The following is a 19,196-nucleotide window of genomic DNA, read 5'->3' as shown; positions in this document are numbered from 1 at the left end:
TTCGAAGAAAGGGCGGCGCGGAGACTCTTCAACGATCGGATAGCCAATCCCGGATGGACACCGTCCGGAGGTCTCGCTACCCTATGAACCGAACCAACAGATTGATCGATAGAAGGTGAAGAAATGAAAGTACCGCAAGATTCCGAAGCATTTATCGCGGAACAGAGAGAGATCCTGAAGGCCAATCCCGAATGCGCCAACACGAGCTACAATCTCGGGGTCTCGCTGATGGAGGGCGGCCACCTGGACGAGGCCATCAAGGTCTTCAACGACGCCATCGGGAACAGCGTCAGGATGTTCGAGGCCTATGTAAACCTCGGATACATCTATTTCAAGAAAGGCGACCTCGAACGGGTCGCCGAGTCCAATCTGAAGGCTATCGGGCTGGAACCCCGCTATGCAAGAGGTTACGCCAATCTGGGGTTCGCCTACCTGCAGATGGCCCGCACGGACGAGGCGATCGAGGCCCTGAAAAAGGCCATCGAACTCAACCCGAAGATCGCTCAGGCCTGGAACAACCTGGTCAACGCCTACCTCCAGAAGGAGGACATCGAAAAAGCGATCGAAACCGGTAAAGAACTCCTAGCGCTCGCGCCGGATTTCGCGCTGGGGCACAACAACCTCGCCTTCGCCTATTATGCGGCCGAAGACTACTCCAAGGCAATCGAACACCTGGACCGCGCCATCGCTCTCGGGTTCGAGGCACACCCTGAGTTCATCAAGCGGCTGATTCCTTACCGGAAGGCATAGCAGGATCGAGCAGAGCCATCGTGATAACCCGCGAGACCCCAAACCTCCGGCAGGATCTTTTCGACCGCTACCAAGGCCTGGCTGCTGCGGCTGACACCGCCTTTCGAAGATTCCAGTCCGATTACGGCGATCGTGTTCTCTGCAAACCGGGCTGCCGGGATTGTTGCCATGCCGTCTTCGGCCTTTTCCTGATCGAAGCGACGTGGATTCACATCCATTTCGAGGGCCTTCCCCGCAAAGACCGGCGCCAAGCGCTGCTTCGCAGCGAAAAAAGCCGCAAAGCAATCGAAAAGCTTCAGACCCGGATCCTACCGATCGCGGGCGACCCCGTGCAATCGAACCGCCTGATGGCCGAGGAGCGGATTCGGTGCCCCATGCTGCTCGACACGGGGCTGTGCGCCATCTACCCGTGGCGGCCCATCACCTGCCGTGTCTACGGCATCCCGACCGTCATCCAGGGGCGCATCCGAGCCTGCCCCAAATCAGGTTTTCGGGCCGATGAGCCCTATCCCGCCTTCTCCCTGGACGCCGTCTTCCGCGAGCTGTACGCCCTGTCCAGGGCACTGCTCGAAAGGTTGAAGTACGGCGACCCCCTGAAAGCCGATCTCCTCATTTCATTGCCGGCCGCTCTTGGCCAACCGCTGGACGGGATCGTGCGGACGCATTTTGGATGGACCTGACAAGAGCGGCGCAGTGCTGTGGCAACCGGGTTTGCATCAGCTCAAGCTCCTCCGGATCGCCTCCTTCGTAAAGCGGGAGCAGAGAATCATAGATTTCGTGGAATTCATCCGCTGAAAACTGCTCGAGGAGCCCCATAACATCAGCCGACCCTAGAGGGACACCGGCTCGATCCGGGTTCCATTCCTCCAGACCCTGGCAAAAACCGTCCAGTGTCGGGCCCAGCGCGTCGTCGTTTGCCCAGACCAACTCCCCGACGCCGTCGCATCGGTCGCATCTTGTCTTGAGCGCCGATTCCAGGAAAAAATAGACCAGTGGGACCCTGGGATCGAGGCCCCGCTCTCCGGCAAAAAAGGGCATAGGCGCATAACGTCTGACCGTAGTCAGCTTGACCCGCAGTTCATCGCCCGTTCCACAGACAATGAAATCTCCCGCCGCATGATGCCAGAGATCGATCCGCTCGAAGGTCACCGGGTTGTAGCGCAAAGTCAGAAGCCTGGCGATCCCGCGATAGATTGCGGCATATTCCGCTTCGTCGGCATAGCGTCGCGCCCCGATCCGCTCCCAGATCAGGATACGGGAGGCTTCTTCCTCGACGGTATGATGCCACTCGTGGCAACCGTCGAGCCATTCCGCCAAGACCATGGTCCAGCCGGGCCTGTCCAGGCCTGCGGGCGGCCGGACCTCCGCCATGCAATAGAGCGCGGGAAGATCATCCCCTCCCCTTTCCTTCAGAAGACGGCCGATATTCCGGACATCCTCTGCGAGAAAGCGCTTCCCGGCCTCCTCCAGGGCGGACACCACCGCAAACCTGCGCTCGCTTCCCTGATACGCCCACTCAAAACAGGCGATATGATAGAAGGCCCCATGCTTCTCCATCCGGATCGAACCCTCTCCCGCGCCTCGCAGGGCCGGCAGCATCTCTCTTTTGAAGGCCGGTGAAAGAGGCTCACGCAAAACGTAGTCCGCCGTCACGAAATCCTTGACAGCCTCGAAAAAATCTCCAACGCTCACTCGAGGATGGGGCCTGCCAGGACCAAGCATAAAAGGAGCGGCAAGATCGGCGGCCCCGAGCTCCCGGTCACCGTTGAGACCGTGGATACGATAACGGATCTTCATAGGCGCCGAAGGGCCTCCGCAGCCACGGCCCCTACAGAAGTCCTTTCGAGATGCCCCGAATCATACAGGATGATTTCGTGTTCATCCGACAGAAGCTCGGCTATGTCCTCCCTCAACTCACCAGCCTTGATATACCCCAACAGCCTGACCGTCTGTCCGCGGACATCCGGATCCGGATCTTTCAACAGCGGAATAAGGTGAAAGGTGATCTTGCGCATCAGGTTGGGTACCGACGCAGCGATTCTCGCCAGGGCCTGCACCGCCTGGGATCGGCGCGTCGCATCGGCAAGGAACGGATAGAGTTGCGGCATATAGCCGGCAAAGAGGTCCGGTTTACGGGCGATAATCTCTCCAATCGCCTCGAAGGCCCCCCATGTCGACGCAGCCGTATCCGAGACCGCATAAAACAGATTTTGGAGGAGATTGGAAACCGCTTTTGGTTCAGAGTCCCCTACCACGGCGGTAATGCGCCCCAGCAAATCCGCAGCACGTTGTCTGAAAAGCCGATCACCCGAATAGAGGAATCTCTGCACCATACGGATGATCTTCGGGTCCTCCCGTGCGAATTCCACCAAGGCATCCGCATCGAAATCCTGGACCAGCCGTTCCACTTCCGCTTTCGAGATCTTACGCTTCACCGGGCGTCTGCGCATCCTGCGCTCGAAAAAAGAAGGAACGGCATCCTCCATTTTTCGCCTGACGCCCTCTGCCGTCACCTCCAGGACATCCTCATGCAAGCGGACGAAAAAAAGGACCCCGGAAACACGCCGCCCTTCGAAAAAGCCACCCGGAACGATCATGTGGTTGGCAAGATCGTAATGGTCGACGATCTCGTACAGGTAGTCCTCCTCCGGCAGCAGATTCCAGGCCAAATCCCAGTCCATGTCACAGGAGAAAACGAGGGACTCGATCAGGGCCTCTCCGCTGTGACGACCCGTGACATCGCAGGCATAAACAGCCCCGCAGCTGCATGTGCCGACGGGCATTTCACCCTGCCTGCAGGTCCTCAGCTCCTTTGGGGGTTCAACCAGAAGCCCGCAAAAAGGACAGGTCGGCCGCTTGATAAAATCTCTTCCATGAAGCTGTTGATCCAATATCATGTATCTTATCCTCAGCCTTGATGAAGGCTCGCCATAAACGGGTAAAAAAGCTGAAGCGAGGTCTGAAAACGCCCCCTGAGAGGCTCCCCAGGTGCCTTTCATAGCGAAGGGAAATGGACTCCCAATGCGAGCCGGGCTACACTACCCGAGGCATTCTCTGAAACCCCACCGCCCCCGACCCGCATCAAAGGTCCAGGCTCAGATCATCGCTCGTTTCGTCGTATTCGAAATCCCTGATCTGAAAAGAGGCCCCCGCCGAGCAAAAATGGAGATTCCAGTGCCTATAAACTTCTCCCGCAAAACGACAATTCAGGGCCCCGATCCGCGCGTCGGCGCGCGCGAGCAGGGGAACCATCCTGTCATAGAAAAGCTGCATGATATGCGCTTCGTCGTCCGCGCTCAACTCCCGCAACGCTTCAGGCTTCGGTTCATTCTCGACCATGGTCTCGATCCCGTCTCGCAACCTCGCAGATCCCCACGCCCCTCGATCGACCCAAAGCGCAAAGCGCCGGCCGAGCATGGACGTTCATTCGCAGACTGAAATCAGAGCGAACGCGACAGGACTTGTCCGGTCGACGATTTTTGAAACCAAAGGGAGTTCCAGCAACGGAACCATCCTCGGTCAAAAGGTCCATTCTCCCCTCAACGCATTCCTCCGGGCAAGTCCTGATAGGCGGGCAGCAAAAAACCGCCCGGAGGCAAGACACCCCTCCAGAGGCGATCCGGCATCGGCGGCACGGGAGATTCAAGCAAGCGAGGCAACAATCCGTGAACAGCAACGCCCCCGGCCGTCTCGCCGGCGGAAGTAAAAGGCCATTTGGAAGGCGGAACTTCAAAGGGTGTGGAAGATCATCTCCAATTCGAGACTATTTTCCAGGGCCGGGAAGATCCAGAGTCATACACTGGTTGGACCCACCGCATGATTTTGTCGTAATTTTCGGAGATTTACCCCCGGGTCCGACGCCCATCACATAACTGGTCCGGCTCACCACCCGTTCGAAGGATTCGGAATGACACTCCGGGCAGATCAACTCGACCGGTTCTTCCGAGCGTGTCAGGAGCTTCTCGACAAACGCACCACACTGCAGACAGCGAAATTCATAGATAGGCATTTTTATGGTTCCTTACCGAGACACATATTTGCTGTTATCTTAGTGCTTGAACTTAGGATTGTCAAACGATGCATCCACGCCATCGGACCGGTCATGATCCTTTCCCCTCCTGCCGCAGGAATGCCCCAAAAGGCCTCTTTGAGGTCTGCGCCGAATGGAATGACGCCCGTTGTCTTTTCCGGTATGGGAGAAGGGCTGCAACAGCATCAACCACTTCATCGAACTCCCGGGCGCCCCGCAACCAGCCCCCCGGAAACGGAACCATCCCTTCCCTTTATCTGAAGGCGACGAAGACCTTCCGGGTCCGGGGCCCGTCGAACTCGCACAGGAAGATTTTCTGCCACGTACCCAACACCAGGCTCCCCTTTTCCACCAGGACGGTGACGGAACTCCCCATCAAAGAAGCCTTGATGTGGCTATCCGCGTTGCCCTCCGCATGCCGGTACCCGGCATTCCTGGGCACCAGAAATTCCAGTCTGTCAAGGATATCCTTGCAGACATCCGGGTCGGCACCTTCGTTGATGGTCACGCCCGCCGTCGTATGGGGAACATAGACGAAACACAGACCGTCTTTGGCGCCGGCCTGTCGTACCATCTCCCGCACCGGACCCGTTATGTCGATCATCTCGGCCCTGACGCCGCTCTTGACACAAATCGATACGGGCATGTGAAACCTCTCCTTTTCTCCTTTATGAGAGGATCAGGGACCTTTCCTCCCCGCGAAGATGTCGAGGAAATCTTTCTCAGGGGAAACGACCGCCAGCAAATCCGAGGAAGCCGTCTCAGACGCGTCAAGCAATTCTTTCAGGCGCGCATCTTCTGCGGGTGAAAGAAGCCGCCCTCAAATGATCCCCTTTTCTTCTATCGCGACGTGGTCGTAATATCCCTCTTCCTTGAGGTAAACATTGACTGTCGTGTCGGCGGAACTCTCGTAGACAGCACCGACATAGTTGGCAAAAATAGGCAGTTCACGGTTCCGTTCGCCCCGGTCGACCAGCACGGCCAGCGCGATCCGGCGCGGCCGGCCATAATCCATAAGGGCATCCATGGCGGCCCTCACGGTCCTCCCCGTAAACAGGACATCATCAACCAGGACGACCGTCTTGTCATCGACGGAAAAAGGCAACTCCGTTTTTCCCACCACCGGCGCCGGACCGATCCTCGTCCAGTCGTCCCGATACAAGGTAATATCCAGTACCCCCATAGGCAAGACCGTCCCAGTCTTCTCTTTGATGACATCCTGCAGCCGGGCGGCGAGAAAAGCTCCCCCTGTTCTGATACCCACCAGCACGACATCCTTCAGAATAGGGTTCCGCTGGAGAATCGCTTCAGCGATGGACTGCAGATTGTCAGAAATATCCCGCTCCCTGAGCACCACTTTCTTTTCCATGCTTTACCCGCCTATGTCATTAATATTTCTATTATTGCTTACCAAACGCGTTGAAGTCAATCAATTCCTATTCAGAATCAGTACTTACCACACCGATGACGTTGACGGCTTGACCTGAAAATTTCAATTGTTCTATAATCTCGTCTGACTCTTTTCGACGGTCGGATTCCTGAGGGATAGACAGCCGGCCGTGCACCGGACCGCCCTATAACGGAGGCATCGGCTTTTTCAAGTATTCGAATCCAACCCACACGTTATCAGACCAATCGCGTCTCTGAACCTTTCAAGGGGCAGCGCCTGAGAGCGGCGCTCGGCAATCCATCCTGGGACAACTTGCCGCCCATCCCGAGGAGATTGAAGGTCTTTTTGGCCAATCTCGGTATATGTCTGCACGTTTGCCCGTGCGGCGACCTGAAGGTCGCTACGCAGCGCCGCTTGATTTCCTTGACTCAGCCAACCTGGAACCCGCCCCGAACGGCTGGGACCGAGCGGCGAAACAGGTGAAGAAAAATGCTCATTTCCGGATGGAACCTTTAGCTCTGAACGTTCGTATGGTAGATCAACGAACTCCCGGGATCTTCTCCCGGAGAAAAACGCGATAACGCGGATTTGACACACCATCAACAGACCAACCAGGGAGGGACAACATGAAGCACAAGATCGCTGTAGTCGGAGCCGGAAACGTAGGGGCCACCGCCGCCATGCGTCTGGCGGAGAAACAATTAGGCGACGTCGTTATCGTCGATATCCTCGAAGGGGTCCCTGCAGGGAAGGCACTCGACCTCACCGAAGCCGCCCCCATCGAAAAGCATGACGCCAAGATCACGGGTGTAACAGGCGATTACAGCGCCGCCGCCAATGCGGATATCGTCATCATCACCGCGGGCATCCCCCGAAAACCGGGCATGAGCCGCGACGACCTCCTTGCGACGAACATGGGCATCGTATCCGGGGTGGCCAAATCCATCGCGGCGGTGGCGCCTGAATCGATCCTGATCATTGTGAGCAACCCGCTCGATGCGATGTGCCATGCCGTCTTCGAAGCGAGCGGTTTTCCCAAGAACCGCGTCATAGGCATGGCCGGAGTACTGGATTCAGCCCGCTTCCGCGCCTTTATCGCCATGGAATTGAACGTGTCCGTCGAAAACACCCACGCTTTCGTACTCGGTGGGCACGGGGACACCATGGTCCCCCTGCCGCGCTACTCTACTGTGGCGGGCATTCCCATTACGGAACTCCTTTCCCCGTCCAAGATCGAAGCTATCGTGCAGAGGACGCGGAACGGCGGCGCCGAGATCGTCGGACTGCTCAAGACCGGCAGCGCCTATTATGCGCCGGCATCTGCTGCCGTCGAAATGGCGGAGGCGATTATCAAAGACAAGCATAAGATCCTTCCCTGCGCCGCCTACCTGGAGGGTGAATACGGCATCAAGGACCTTTTCATCGGCGTCCCGACCAAGCTGGGTGCGGCAGGGATCGAAGAGATCGTAGAGATCCGTCTGACAGATGAAGAGGCCAAGGCCCTGCAGCGTTCCGCAGATGCGGTCAGGGCACTGGTGAAGGACATGGAACGGTTGAGGGGCTGACGATTGTCGCTGATCTTTCTTTAAAACACCGTCCGGCAACCGGAGGACGAACGTGACGAACGGGGAAATCATAGAGGGTCTCGAATCCCTGGCGGCAGCCCTGGAGGTCGGGATCCGTTATGAAAATCTCTCACATGGAAAGATCGCTCTCAGCAAGGGGGGCCTGTGCCGCATACGGGGCAGGCCCGTTATCATTGTCGACAAGCGGATCTGCATCGAAGAGAAAATGGATCTTCTGCTCCAATCCCTGAGGCGCTTCGATCTGAGCGGCGTCTATGTGGTGCCTGCCATCAGGGAACTGCTCGAAAAATCACCAGACAGCCGTTGAACGGCCCTTCTTCCTGCGCGTCTTGCGCGGCAGCCGCATGCCCGTTCGTCTGTAGAATTCCAGATACTTCGCGATGCTGTACTTCATATGCCTCCGCTCACAGATCTCCTGGATGCCGCGTATATCGTGGTAATAATCGAGCCGATCATAGATCTCCCCGGAAATCTGGTGCAGGAAATGAGAACGTACGAGCTTTTCCTCGACCTGAAACCCGCGTGATTTCATCACGCGCGGGCCGGCGAAGATCACCAGGGCTCCGGGCTCGGCAATGATGACATCCCCCAAGGCCGCATAGCTCGCGATCGCGCCGCCCGTCGAAGGATCCGCCAGCACCGAGATGAAAGGCAGTCCGGCCCGTTTGAGGCGATTGACCGACTCCACCGTCTTCACCATCTGCATCAGGGCCGAGATGCCTTCGTAAAGCCGCGCCCCACCCGAACAGCACAAACTGACCAGTGGAATATTCTCCTGGATCGCGTAGTCGACAGCCCTCCGAAACTTCTCCCCAAAGACCACTCCCATCGATCCGCCGCAGTAATAGAACTCGCTGATGGCCATGACCACCTTGAAATGGTGGATCTGCGCGCTGCCCACCACGAGCGATTCGTTGAAGTGGGACCGCCCCTCCTGCTTCGCCAGAAAATCACGGTAATAACTGGTCATGGCATCTTCTTCGAGGAGATCTTCCACGCTCAGATTTCGATAAAGTTCGTGGAAGCTCCCGGTATCCGCTAGACAGTCGATCCATCCCGTCGCGCTCAGGATATAGGCATATCCGCATTCGGGGCAGACATGAAAATTGTCCAGGAAGTCCTTGAGAGGGATCAGCTTGCCGCATCCCTGCCGCTTGCCCTCCCCGTTCTTCCCGGACCCGCACTCGATAAACTCCGTATCCTCGGCCCTGCCATCCATGCGGCCGTAGTCATCCCCTACCTCGGTCAGGCTCGAGTAGTTGACAATCTTGATGTCCGGCGCGGGTTTGCGGAATGCCATCTTGATAGGCTTTTCGATGTACCGCTTGATGTCGTAAAGCGGGCCGCCTCCTTTGGAGACCCCGTAAGACTTGGCGCGCGTCTCCCGCCGCTTGATCAGTTTACCGATATGGCTGCGCGAAAGATCTTTGATCGCCTTCGTCAGGAAATCTTTCACGTTGCCGGCAAACCCCTGGACATCCGTCACATCCTCGGGAGACGGGACGATGCGGTCGATTACATCGAGCGCCTTGAGTTCTTTGGCCGCAGGCTTCAGAACCGTCAAGGCATCATGAATCCGGGTGGCATCGCGGAAAACGATCGAGGCCATGCTTTCCGGAGGCGCTGTAGCATAGAGCGCATCTTCCATCTGCCCTCGGATGTCGGTCACTTGAATGGCCAACGCCCCACCGCTCCCCCCTTCCCCCAGGATCAGCGATACGGTCCTGACCGGGATCGTCAAGAAGGCGCGAATGAGCTGTGCGATGAAGAAGGCCTGGAACCTTTGGGCCGAATACATCGAAATATCGGCCCCGTAGGTATCGATGACACTGAAAATAACCGTCTTCTCGGCATCCGAAGCAGCCGCCTCACGCAGAATCTGCAGAATCCGGGCGTGGTCGTCCGAGGTCAGCATCCCGTAATTGAGTTTCTTGAGATCTTCGCTGCTGCGCAGATCATCGGGGGTAGGCTTCTGCTGAGCGATGACATAAAGCCGATGGCTGGCAAATGGGGTAACACCCGCCAGTAAAGATCCTCCCGGAGGCGCCATCGGGCTGAAATCCGGAAAAAGATGCTCCACCAGGTGAGAAGCACGGGGCCTGTAGGGATGACGGGTGCGGCGCTTGAAGATATCAACCAGGTCTATCTTAGCCATCTGGATATTCCTTTCGAAAACCAGACCATTAGAGTCCTTCCTCTGCAGGCTCCAACGGCTCGGTCTGTTCGATCTCTTTACTGATTCTGCCTATCTCCTTGAGAAGCCGCCATGGCGTACCGATCAATCGCTCCAGATAACCCTTCACGCTGCCTCCAAGATTCTTGAGAGGCACATAATCGATTTCAGGCCTTTCCAGCGGTCCGTGAATATTGAAACGATACACCAGAACGGTCTTGTCTTCACCACCCAATATATAACCCACCACCGGGATCCGGCTCACCAAGCTGTCAATAGTCCCGAGAGGCTGGACACCCATATCCATTGCGACCGTTCGTGTAAAAAGATCGAGCGTCCCCTCCACCGCAGCATTGAAAGCGGGGCTCCTGATCAGGAGGTCGTCGCTCTTGAGAACCCCCTTTTCAGCCGCCACCTGGCCCTCGATGCTCTGGAAATAAAATCCCTCGCGGGCAATATCATCCGGGCGCCGGTCGACGATCCTCTGCAGGCTCAGGAATTCCAATATTTTGATGATCAGATTGGACCTGCGAACGATCCCATCCTCGAGCCGCACCGCAGCCCTGCCATCCAGGTTCTGCTTAAAATCCGAGAGGTGTCCTCCGTGCGAGAAAAAAACCCCTTCCATGCTCAGGTGCCCTTCGATCTCCGTAGGCTTCCACCCGCAAAGCTGTGTGATCCCGCTGATCGGCTGCCCCTCCGACCGGACATGGGTCGACAACTGCACCGAGGGGGATTGGCCCCGGCGCACCGAACCGGTCAGGGAAAGACGCGTTTGCTGCATCTGCAGCTCGACCTCCTCCAGAGCGAGTGCCCCGTCGGCCAGGACCACCCGGCCTTTCAACCTTCCACATGCCCGCCCTTTCCATTCAGCCTGATCGATCGTCATGGAGAGCCCGAAATCGGCCTTGCGGGGAAAATCCCAGTCTTTTCGGGCTGATTTCCACGCGTCGCTCTTCTTGAATGACTCCAGAATACGGGATAGATCGACGCGCTCGACCTCCAGGTGCCCATCCCCGCGCGGCGTCCCGCGGAGCGAGTCGAGCGTACCATAGCCTGACACGCGGCCCCCATCCAACAGAAACGAAAGCTCCTCGACCTCACCCGATTCACCGTCCAAGGCCAGGGCGAACGCCCCGTCGCGAATCGACATGGCGGTGATCGGCAGGGTCCACGCCATTCCCTTGCCTGAGAGGATACCTTCGGCGGAGAAGTTTTTCGGAGAGCGCCTCGGGATGACCACCTTCAAGTCCCCTTTCAGGACCCCTTCGAGCGGAGCACGCTCCGACGGGACCGGACGGAAACGAAGCCCCTTCAAGGACAAAGAAGGGGAAGAGATCTTCAGGCGCAGCAGGTCGGCATCGCCGAATCCCGTGACCTCGGCGGTCGAATCCTCCAGAAAGAACACCGCCTTGCCGGCAACCCTCATATTCTCGTCAGGAAGATACGTGCCCTCGAACGTCACCCGGCAGCCCTGATCCGGCAGTTCAATCGAAAAAAAAGGCGCGTTCCACCCTACACCCGAGATGTCCCACTCACCCGAAATCCCCCACCCTTTGTCCAAGGCCACCAGAGAAAACCGGCAAGGCACTCTACCCGGAAACTCCGGCAGCCACGAGGGCACTGCGCCGGTGTGATGCAGCAGTCTCAAGAGATCCAGCCCGCCCTGACCGCTCAGCGCCCATCCGCTTTCCCAGCCTGGGCCGAAGGCTCCGTCCACTTCGAATGACGAGCCTTCCCAATCGAAACGCGTGGAAAAGCGGCTTTCCCTGGCCAAATCGAGTTCGAGTGTGCCCTGCTCCAAGTGCAGTGTCGCCGTCGAATCATCCGGCGTCCATCGCGCATCGATCACCTCTAAAACGCCGCTCTGCAGGACCGGCCATTCAGATCCCGATACATAAACGGCCCGGACGTCCGCTGCTACGCTGCCGCTGACCGACTCAGGCTTCACGCGCGTAGCCCATTGCTTCAGGCCGGGCGGCAACGGCACCCTCCGGGCGATCGCTACAAGATCGGAAACATCGAACCGCCCCTTCAGGCCAAAGTCAAAAACGGGGTGCCTCTCATATAGATCGGAGATGGTCATGGACCCCGCCTGCAATTCCGATTGCCCGAAAAACGCCCCGACACCCAGGATCCTCAATCCTTCATCGGAAATCTCGAGCGACCCCGGAATCGACCGAAAAGGAACCGGAGCCCAGGGCGTATCGGCCGTCAACCCCTTCCAGCCTATCGAAAGAGAAAGCGTGTCGGCGTTGCGCCTCTCGTTCAAGGACCCGATCCGGCTCACGGGCCCCGCCACACGAATCCCGTTCAAGACCGCCTCCCCATCCCTCAGGAGCGGAAACAGGTCTTTCTCCAACCAGGCAGGAAGGATCGAATCAGGGATCAGGGGCATGAAATCTTCCAGCCTGATGGGACCGCTCTTCGCTACGATGCGGATATCCGGATCGTCGGCGTCGTTCAAATCGAACCCGGAAGAACCGGTAAAATCAAAACCGGGGCCCTGCAGCACGAAAGAGGGAAGTTCGATGCGACGATCGGCATAGGCGGCCTTGGTGATCAATGCCAGTTCACTGAAGCGGTAGGCCTTGCTCCGCTGCCCCTTTCGGATCTCGAAGGCGCACTGTCTTCCCTTCAGGCGGACATCGCCCGTAAAACCCTGTATCAAACTGCCCTTCAAAGAAATATCCGCGTCCATCCGCCCGCCGCCCCAAGGGATGAAGGACGGCCAAGGCAGCCACCAGATCGGGAACGACCGTCCTTCAAGACGCATTTGGCAAATCGGCGCGCCGGGATGGGCCGCGTCCTCCTTCACCTCGCCTTCGAGAGAAAGCACCGATTCGCGCCGGTCATGGATCACCCGTCCGCGCGTTTTGAAATCGACCGTCAAAGGAGCGGTTGCCCTCTGCTCGGCAAGCAGATCGAAATCCTTCAGCCGGAAGGACCCACGGTTCAGATCCAATTGGCCGTCTTCCAATCGCAGAGAGACAAGCTCGCCGAACTGACGCAGCAACACGGGAAAAATCCCACCGGCCCAACCGATGGCCGGCCCAGCCGACTCCGAGGCGATGGACCGCAGATGCACAACGGGCCGATACACATCGATACGGGTCGGAGCGATCTCCCGCTGAAGCAATCCTGTTGCAGACAGAACGATTCTTACGTCCGCGGCCTCCATACGAATCCTGCCGGAGCGGGAAACGGCCTCGACCACATGCGCCCGGATGCCGACTCCATACAGCCAATTGACGGTGATCTCTTCCGCCGCGATGTCAAATCCGATTTTTTCTCCGATTTTATCGAGGATATATGTCTGAAACGCAGGATCCTGAATCAGGCGGTCCGACAGCAACATCAGAAACCCACCCAATACGATCAGGAGCAGAGGTGGAAGAAGCACCTTCAGGATCTTTCGCCGCATCGCCTGAAGTAGTCTCTCAGAATCGTTTCGTGATCGAAGGCAAGATGATCGGGAAATCCTCCCTGGTAGAAAACCCCGACCTCGGCCGCATCATCCGACGCCTTCGGCACCCCCTCGCCCCGCGCCACAAATACCACACTGATGGTGTGCCAACGTGGATCCCGTGCAGGATCCGAGTAGGCGCCAAGCTGATATCGGAGGGTTATCCGCAGACCGGTTTCTTCCAGGGCCTCACGCTTTACCGCCGCCTCGAGCGATTCACCGTAGTCGACAAATCCACCGGGCAGCGCCCAGCCATAGGGAGGATTCTTCCTGCGGATCAACACAATCCCGCCGTCTTCCCGTTCGATAATGGCATCTACCGTCGGAAAAGGATTGCGATAGGAGGCAACCTTGCCTCCGCAACGGGGACAGGTGAGGTACGTTTTCATGGAACCAGCGGCTCTTTCGAGGAGAGGGCCTTGCGCACCAGCAGGATTCGCTGGACAGCCGTGACATTCGTCAGACAGGCAAGCAGAAAAAAGACACCCTTGAGAATATAAGGCCCCGCGACCGGCAACGCACCCAGAAGGCCTCCAATCACCAGCAGGGCCATGCGCTGAGGCCGTTGGAACAAACCCTCTTTGCACTGCAGCCCAAGCCCTTCGGCCCTTGCGCGGGTATAGCTTACCATAAAACTTCCCGCCATTGCCAGCAGGATCCAGACGATCGTCCAAGGGGCAACCTCCGATGGGCCCGATACATCGCCCGCCGAGGCGGGGTCGCTCCCCCCAGCGAAAAACCACGCAAATCCTGTCAGGATGAAGGCCTCGCCGTAGCGGTCGAGCGTACTGTCAAAAAAGGCCCCGAACTTCGAGGTCCGTCCTGTATGCCTTGCAAGACTCCCGTCGAGCGTGTCCAATACCCCGGCCAAGGCAATCACCCAGGCGCCCCAGAAAAAAGATCCGCCGCCGACCAGAAACCCTGCAGCGGCACTCAGGACCAGGCCCGCAAACGTCAGCGTATCCGGGTGGATATTCAACCGGATCGACACAGCCTCGAGAGGACCGAGGATGGCATAGTAGCGGGTGCGGATCTTTCCGCCGATATCTTTCATGTCCAGAGTCTTCACACGCAGCCTCCTTCAGTTCCGGGAATCTACAGATCCATTTAAGGATAGCGAAACCAGATCCTTAAGCGCCGGGCGTATCTTCGAGGAAACGTCCGGACCCGTTCCGCACCGTCTTCCGTATCCGATCCCCTTCGGAGCAGGGCTTTCCATCGCAACTGAACCAGAAGGTTCCTTTCGTTCCGCACGGCCCATTCCGTCCCATCGACGAGATCATCCCCGCACCGAACCCCCGGCCGAGGCTACACCCCCCGGCAGAAGGGACTGTTGATGGTCGCCATCGAACGGATACACTCCCCCACTTCGCCGGTTATAATCTCGAACAATGGCAGGCCTTCGGGCACGCGCAGAAACGCTGTTTGGCCGTCTCTGCGCTTGAGTTCCTCCTTCGCCAGGACCTTGACGAGCAGCAGATCTCTCGGCCCGAGATGAGCCTGCTGTCTGCGCCCGGCCAACCGGTAAGCGAACGTGACGAGCGCGATGGCCGTCACGGCGTTTCCATCGGCCCCGAAATCACGCGTGGCGACATCGATCCCAGCCACGGCAGTGAGGATATCATGCGGCACATCCGCAAGGAGAGTCTCCCGATCGAATCGTCCGGAAAGCCACTCAAAAGATCCTTTCCCGACTAGAGAGACGATAGGGTTTTCATCGGTCATTTCTCGCATTCGCTCCTCTTAAAATATCGCTTTAGGTATAAACGGGAGGGATCTTCTCGAAGAGCAGGGTTTAGGGGACCGGACCACGGGCCTGAAAAGGATTCCTTTTCGACGGTGCAACAAAAAAATGGGATGGGATTACCACCCAGCCCATTTTCGCCCTTTCGCGGTCCCCGGTGCCCTTCTCACAACCATTTCTGCACCGGGGCGGCAAAGGAAAAACGCATCGTTCAATGCAGCAATGGCAGCGCCATAGATCCTGCAGCGCCGGACAGGGCCCTGTTTACCGTCCCGCAGGACCCGAAACCTTCCTTGGGCCCTCCGCCCATATGGATTCAGATCCTGCCTCGAAGGCCTTTTCCGGGCCCATCAGAGGGCGCCCGCGCGGTGTGGGCGCATGAAAACACATCAGTATTCCGGCGGCATTTTTTTCAGTTTTGCCAGAGGAAACACCGGGCCGTCCTTGCACACGTACTGATCACCGATGTTGCACCGCCCGCAGATGCCGATGCCGCATTTCATCCTCATCTCAAGGGAAAGGATGATCTTCTCCGGCGGGAACCCGAGCTTTTCCAGAACCGGCTGGGTAAACTTGATCATGATAGGAGGGCCGCAGACAATGGCAATCGCATCCTCGGCGCTGGTGATCTTCGCCTCCGTGATCGACGGTACGAATCCCACATTGTATTTCCAGTCGGGGTCATCCGTTCCATCCACGGTGATGTGCATGTGGATGTCGTCCCGCTGCTCCCACGCAGCCAACTCGTCCCGATACAGAAGCATACCGGGATTCCTGGCCCCGTAGACAACGATGATATCCTTGAATTTCGGCCTGTTCTGAGGGTCCAGCATATATACGATGCTCGACCTCAGGGTCGTAAAGGCGAAGCCGCCGCCCACGATGACGACATTCTGCCCTTCCATCTCTTCCCATGGATACCAGTTCCCGAGCGGCCCCCGAATACCCATGATCTCCCCCTCCTGCATGTTGTGCAGATAGGAAGAAACGAGTCCAACCTTATTGACGGTAAAGGCCACAAAGCCCTTTTCCGTAGGAGAAGATGCGATCCCGATAGGGATTTCCCCTTTGCCCGGAATCGACAACTCGGCAAATTGACCGGGTGTGTAGGAGAACTTCTCCTCGTCTTCCGGATTCAAAAAAACAAATCTGAAAGTCTTGAGGTTCCGATCAACGGTCTCTGTCGTTATCTTATCAATCCGAACCGGATAGGGTAAATATGCGTTTTTCAATGAAACACCCCCTGTCTCACGCGTTCTTGACGCCCTTTTAACGCTTCTTTCCCGCTTTAGCGCACCCGCTTATCAAAGACGGTCAGTAAAAGACACCGCAAGAGCATCGGCGCATAAAATCTTCCAGCCGTCTGAGCGTCAAAGATCTATCCTTCGTACGCATTCATCCGGGCGCAAACCTTCCTGATATCGATATTTACCGGACAATAGCGCACGCAGCGACCGCATCCGGAGCATTGCACACCGTCACCGTATTTATCGACGTAGTATTTCAGTTTGTGCATAAAGCGCTGCCGGACACGCTGAAATTTTTTGTCTCTTGGATTATGTCCGGATCCATGCAGAGTAAAAAGCGGATACATGCAGGAATCCCAGTTGCGAAGGCGGTCACCCTGCTTGCCGTATGTCTCGTCCTGAATGTCGAAGCACCAGCACGTGGGACAAAGATAGGTACAGGTTCCGCAGTTGATACAGGCAAAGGCCACTTCTTCCCAGAAGGGCGCATTGAACAAGTCCAGAACGACCCTGTCCTTCAGCTTATCCGTAGGGACATGCGACGTCATCCGGCCCTCGGCGTCCTGAGCGAGACGCCTGGCTTTCTCGACCTGCTCCTGGCCGGCCTCGGCGCCGCCGCCCATCTTGTCCAGAAAGGCCTGTCCCTTGTCACTGATGACCCGAAACAGAAAAGCATCCCCCAGATCGATGAGCAGCGCATCGAGGCCTTTTTCGGAAAACGGTCCGCCGCCGACCGAGGTGCAGAAACAGGTATCGCAGGGCTCGTTGCACCCGAGCCCGATCAGGACTGACGACTCGAACCGCTGCACCCACCAGGGATCCTGATATTCCTTGTTGTCGAAATTGATCTTCACGATCTGGAATGCCTGGGCGTCGCACGGCCGGATACCGACAACGGCCTGGGGTGCGTAGTCTTTCGGGGCTTCCTTCAGGATAAAGGCATCCTCATCCTGCTTGTCCAGGGAATATTCAAACATACGCTCGGACTGAGGATAGACCAAGCCCTTGGGGGAAAGCCGCGTATTCTGGTAATTGAAATCCGGTTTTTTCCCGTTGTCGATCGGGGCGAACATGTGAAAATCCCCGTCCTTGACCGGAACGAATACCCTGTAATCTCCCTTAACGCCCACAAGACGTTCCAACCATTCTTCTTTAGTGAATATCTTGTCTGTCATGGAATTTACCTTTTGTCTATTCGCTGTACGATTTATAAGCCCTCCGGCGCCCGGCAGTGAGTGACGCCGTCTACCGGATAAACGCGTTGTAGTCATCCGGCCTGTAGACATCCAAGGGCGGCCTTTGATCCAGCGTCAGACCGGCTTCCCAGGAAAAGAGTTCCTCAGCGTCCTTGTTGAGCTTTTTGGTAAACTGTCTGACCGGGATACCGACCGGGCAAACCCGCTCGCAGGCACCGCAATCGGTACAGCGTCCAGCACAGTGATAGGCCCGCAAAAAATGAAACGTCATGGTATCGGTGGGATCGATGCTCTTGCCCACCCACTGCGGCCTGCTTTCATCCACAAAACACGTCGGGCAGTAGCACAGCGGACAGGCGTTGCGGCATGCGTAACAGCGGATACAACGGGAGATCATTCGATTGAAAAACTCCCATTTCTGCTCCGAAGACATCCCTTCGATCTTCTTGACATCTTCATACGCATCGATATCGGTCTGTTCCGGAACGGGTTCTCCCAGCATTTCGTCATAAATCACAGGATTCCGATGGCGGCATATGACGCAATTGCTGCGGAGGAAATCCTTCTTGGCGAATGTCTCCTCGTAACCCGGGCCCTTCACGGTGAACCGTCCACCTTCTTCCTCGACGGAGGTAATCTCCCGGTACTTGACAGCCCTCACCACGGCGCGGTGATCGATCATACCTTCACACGGAATCCCAACGATATAGAGCTGGTCCCGCTTGATCTGGTTTTCGATGATGTGCGTCACGATATTCCGGGAATTGCACCCATTCGCGACAATGCCGATCTTGTCCGTGCGTTTGGTGAGGTAGTTGCAGAGGTTCAGACCGCAGTGACTGTCCCAGTGGAGGATCTCCGTCTGTTCCGGATCTTTCACCAGGACAGGCTCGTTCATCATCGGGACCGAACCCTTTTGGTAACCGATGAAGACATCCACCTTTCCATCGGCAAGCAGCTTCTTGGCTGCTTCTCTGATTTTGCCAGCATATTCCAACATTATGCCACCTCGGCTCTTTGTTTGATCAAATACTTCGCAGGGCCCAGAGCCCGCACTTCGTCCGCCACTTTGTTGGCCACTTCAACGAATTTGGTGGCCTCAGCGGAAGAGATCCAGGAAAAATTGAGCCTTCCCGGTTCGACACCGATGTGCTCCAACAGCCCCTTCAGAAGGGCGAACTTTCTCCGTGCATAGTAATTACCTTCCAGGTAATGGCAGTCTCCCGGGTGTCACCCTGAGACCCAGACGCCGTCGGCGCCGTGCCGGAAGGCAGCCAAGATGAACTTGGGGCTCACACGTCCCGAACAGGGAACACGGATAACCCTGAAGTTGGGCGGATATTGGAGCCGGCTGACGCCTGCCAGGTCGGCCGCGCCGTAGCTGCACCAATGACAAAGAAATGTCGTGATCTTGGGTTCCCATTCGCTCATTGCATTCTCCTGGTCCTGTATTCGTAAACACGTTGACGATATTCCATGCGAACATCGGATCTGGTATGACAGGGACTGCGACCGATTCCCATTGAAGCCCGGAACCGGAGGCCCGTCCTGCGGTCAAGCGGTGTTGACCGCCTTGCAACCACCCTCTGACGTCCAGGCCTGAAAACCCCGGGA

19 protein-coding genes are annotated in these 19,196 nt (G+C 57.2%); 4 read left to right on the top strand and 15 right to left on the bottom strand.

Annotation, left to right across the window (positions count from 1 at the left end):
• Positions 1 to 123: 123 nt before the first annotated feature.
• Both ACZ500_RS24290 and ACZ500_RS24285 read left to right on the top strand, forming a co-directional pair.
• Positions 124 to 750 carry a tetratricopeptide repeat protein gene (locus tag ACZ500_RS24290; protein ID WP_464230011.1) on the top strand — a complete coding sequence of 209 codons (627 nt, stop codon included), beginning with the start codon at positions 124 to 126 and terminating at the stop codon, positions 748 to 750.
• 20 nt (positions 751 to 770) lie between these two features.
• A complete protein-coding gene (locus ACZ500_RS24285; RefSeq protein ID WP_464230010.1) occupies positions 771 to 1,430 on the top strand; it encodes a YkgJ family cysteine cluster protein in 660 nt (219 codons plus the stop codon).
• Here the strand turns inward: ACZ500_RS24285 and ACZ500_RS24280 are convergent.
• The 6 genes from ACZ500_RS24280 to pyrR all read right to left on the bottom strand — a co-directional run bounded on the left by ACZ500_RS24280 (position 1,360) and on the right by pyrR (position 6,149).
• A complete protein-coding gene (locus tag ACZ500_RS24280) occupies positions 1,360 to 2,547 on the bottom strand; it encodes a hypothetical protein (RefSeq protein WP_464230009.1) in 1,188 nt (395 codons plus the stop codon). The two genes, ACZ500_RS24285 and ACZ500_RS24280, sit on opposite strands and share 71 nt — an antisense overlap.
• Positions 2,544 to 3,533: a DVU0298 family protein gene (locus tag ACZ500_RS24275; protein WP_464230008.1), complete on the bottom strand. Its 990-nt coding sequence runs from the start codon at positions 3,531 to 3,533 to the stop codon at positions 2,544 to 2,546. The genes ACZ500_RS24280 and ACZ500_RS24275 overlap by 4 nt, the downstream gene beginning before the upstream one ends.
• Positions 3,534 to 3,831: 298 nt before the next feature.
• Positions 3,832 to 4,089, bottom strand: coding sequence for a hypothetical protein (locus ACZ500_RS24270; RefSeq protein WP_464230007.1), 258 nt, complete (start codon positions 4,087 to 4,089; stop codon positions 3,832 to 3,834).
• A 424-nt stretch (positions 4,090 to 4,513) separates the two neighbouring features.
• Entirely contained in the window at positions 4,514 to 4,759 is a 246-nt protein-coding gene (locus ACZ500_RS24265; protein ID WP_464230006.1) for an FmdB family zinc ribbon protein, read from the bottom strand.
• Positions 4,760 to 5,033: 274 nt separating this feature from the next.
• Positions 5,034 to 5,426, bottom strand: a complete 393-nt coding sequence (locus tag ACZ500_RS24260) for a secondary thiamine-phosphate synthase enzyme YjbQ (protein ID WP_464230005.1) — start codon at positions 5,424 to 5,426, stop codon at positions 5,034 to 5,036.
• Between the two features lie 174 nt (positions 5,427 to 5,600).
• The gene (gene pyrR, locus ACZ500_RS24255) at positions 5,601 to 6,149 is read right to left on the bottom strand and encodes a bifunctional pyr operon transcriptional regulator/uracil phosphoribosyltransferase PyrR (protein WP_464230004.1); all 549 of its coding nucleotides are present in this window, start codon (positions 6,147 to 6,149) and stop codon (positions 5,601 to 5,603) included.
• 647 nt (positions 6,150 to 6,796) lie between these two features.
• On the opposite strand from pyrR, the gene mdh reads away from it, so the two are divergent.
• On the top strand, positions 6,797 to 7,735 hold the full coding sequence (gene mdh / locus ACZ500_RS24250; protein WP_464230003.1) for a malate dehydrogenase: 939 nt from the start codon (positions 6,797 to 6,799) through the stop codon (positions 7,733 to 7,735).
• Positions 7,736 to 7,787: 52 nt separating this feature from the next.
• Positions 7,788 to 8,063, top strand: coding sequence for a hypothetical protein (locus ACZ500_RS24245; RefSeq protein WP_464230002.1), 276 nt, complete (start codon positions 7,788 to 7,790; stop codon positions 8,061 to 8,063).
• Here ACZ500_RS24245 and ACZ500_RS24240 read toward each other — a convergent pair.
• From ACZ500_RS24240 to ACZ500_RS24200, 9 genes are all read right to left on the bottom strand, one after another.
• Complete coding sequence (locus ACZ500_RS24240) at positions 8,046 to 9,911, bottom strand: carboxyl transferase domain-containing protein (RefSeq protein WP_464230001.1); 1,866 nt, start codon at positions 9,909 to 9,911, stop codon at positions 8,046 to 8,048. The genes ACZ500_RS24245 and ACZ500_RS24240 overlap by 18 nt on opposite strands.
• 28 nt (positions 9,912 to 9,939) lie before the next feature.
• On the bottom strand, positions 9,940 to 13,353 hold the full coding sequence (locus tag ACZ500_RS24235) for a YhdP family protein (RefSeq protein ID WP_464230000.1): 3,414 nt from the start codon (positions 13,351 to 13,353) through the stop codon (positions 9,940 to 9,942).
• The gene (locus ACZ500_RS24230) at positions 13,335 to 13,784 is read right to left on the bottom strand and encodes an NUDIX domain-containing protein (RefSeq protein ID WP_464229999.1); all 450 of its coding nucleotides are present in this window, start codon (positions 13,782 to 13,784) and stop codon (positions 13,335 to 13,337) included. The genes ACZ500_RS24235 and ACZ500_RS24230 overlap by 19 nt, the downstream gene beginning before the upstream one ends.
• A complete protein-coding gene (locus tag ACZ500_RS24225) occupies positions 13,781 to 14,464 on the bottom strand; it encodes a CDP-alcohol phosphatidyltransferase family protein (RefSeq protein WP_464229998.1) in 684 nt (227 codons plus the stop codon). The genes ACZ500_RS24230 and ACZ500_RS24225 overlap by 4 nt, the downstream gene beginning before the upstream one ends.
• A 239-nt stretch (positions 14,465 to 14,703) precedes the next feature.
• Positions 14,704 to 15,129 (bottom strand): hypothetical protein, encoded by a 426-nt coding sequence (locus tag ACZ500_RS24220; protein WP_464229997.1) that lies wholly within the window; start codon positions 15,127 to 15,129, stop codon positions 14,704 to 14,706.
• A 399-nt stretch (positions 15,130 to 15,528) separates the two neighbouring features.
• The gene (locus ACZ500_RS24215) at positions 15,529 to 16,371 is read right to left on the bottom strand and encodes an FAD/NAD(P)-binding protein (RefSeq protein ID WP_464229996.1); all 843 of its coding nucleotides are present in this window, start codon (positions 16,369 to 16,371) and stop codon (positions 15,529 to 15,531) included.
• 146 nt (positions 16,372 to 16,517) lie between these two features.
• On the bottom strand, positions 16,518 to 17,561 hold the full coding sequence (locus ACZ500_RS24210; RefSeq protein WP_464229995.1) for a 4Fe-4S dicluster domain-containing protein: 1,044 nt from the start codon (positions 17,559 to 17,561) through the stop codon (positions 16,518 to 16,520).
• Between the two features lie 70 nt (positions 17,562 to 17,631).
• Positions 17,632 to 18,582, bottom strand: a complete 951-nt coding sequence (locus ACZ500_RS24205) for a 4Fe-4S dicluster domain-containing protein (protein WP_464229994.1) — start codon at positions 18,580 to 18,582, stop codon at positions 17,632 to 17,634.
• On the bottom strand, positions 18,582 to 19,013 hold the full coding sequence (locus tag ACZ500_RS24200) for a hydrogenase iron-sulfur subunit (RefSeq protein WP_464229993.1): 432 nt from the start codon (positions 19,011 to 19,013) through the stop codon (positions 18,582 to 18,584). The genes ACZ500_RS24205 and ACZ500_RS24200 overlap by 1 nt, the downstream gene beginning before the upstream one ends.
• Positions 19,014 to 19,196 lie beyond the last annotated feature (183 nt).

Source organism: Desulfatiglans parachlorophenolica (genome assembly GCF_055394735.1).
This window is presented reverse-complemented; position numbering and strand designations above follow the sequence as displayed.

What these genes read in the sequence shown, in the direction of transcription:
- ACZ500_RS24205 (WP_464229994.1), bottom strand. Translation starts at nt 18,582, where the DNA reads ATGTTGGAATATGCTGGCAAAATCAGAGAAGCAGCCAAGAAGCTGCTT.
- ACZ500_RS24290 (WP_464230011.1), top strand. Translation starts at nt 124, where the DNA reads ATGAAAGTACCGCAAGATTCCGAAGCATTTATCGCGGAACAGAGAGAG.
- ACZ500_RS24280 (WP_464230009.1), bottom strand. Translation starts at nt 2,547, where the DNA reads ATGAAGATCCGTTATCGTATCCACGGTCTCAACGGTGACCGGGAGCTC.
- ACZ500_RS24270 (WP_464230007.1), bottom strand. Translation starts at nt 4,089, where the DNA reads ATGGTCGAGAATGAACCGAAGCCTGAAGCGTTGCGGGAGTTGAGCGCG.
- ACZ500_RS24275 (WP_464230008.1), bottom strand. Translation starts at nt 3,533, where the DNA reads ATGCCCGTCGGCACATGCAGCTGCGGGGCTGTTTATGCCTGCGATGTC.
- ACZ500_RS24265 (WP_464230006.1), bottom strand. Translation starts at nt 4,759, where the DNA reads ATGCCTATCTATGAATTTCGCTGTCTGCAGTGTGGTGCGTTTGTCGAG.
- ACZ500_RS24210 (WP_464229995.1), bottom strand. Translation starts at nt 17,561, where the DNA reads ATGACAGACAAGATATTCACTAAAGAAGAATGGTTGGAACGTCTTGTG.
- ACZ500_RS24260 (WP_464230005.1), bottom strand. Translation starts at nt 5,426, where the DNA reads ATGCCCGTATCGATTTGTGTCAAGAGCGGCGTCAGGGCCGAGATGATC.
- ACZ500_RS24235 (WP_464230000.1), bottom strand. Translation starts at nt 13,353, where the DNA reads ATGCGGCGAAAGATCCTGAAGGTGCTTCTTCCACCTCTGCTCCTGATC.
- ACZ500_RS24220 (WP_464229997.1), bottom strand. Translation starts at nt 15,129, where the DNA reads ATGCGAGAAATGACCGATGAAAACCCTATCGTCTCTCTAGTCGGGAAA.
- pyrR (WP_464230004.1), bottom strand. Translation starts at nt 6,149, where the DNA reads ATGGAAAAGAAAGTGGTGCTCAGGGAGCGGGATATTTCTGACAATCTG.
- ACZ500_RS24240 (WP_464230001.1), bottom strand. Translation starts at nt 9,911, where the DNA reads ATGGCTAAGATAGACCTGGTTGATATCTTCAAGCGCCGCACCCGTCAT.
- ACZ500_RS24230 (WP_464229999.1), bottom strand. Translation starts at nt 13,784, where the DNA reads ATGAAAACGTACCTCACCTGTCCCCGTTGCGGAGGCAAGGTTGCCTCC.
- mdh (WP_464230003.1), top strand. Translation starts at nt 6,797, where the DNA reads ATGAAGCACAAGATCGCTGTAGTCGGAGCCGGAAACGTAGGGGCCACC.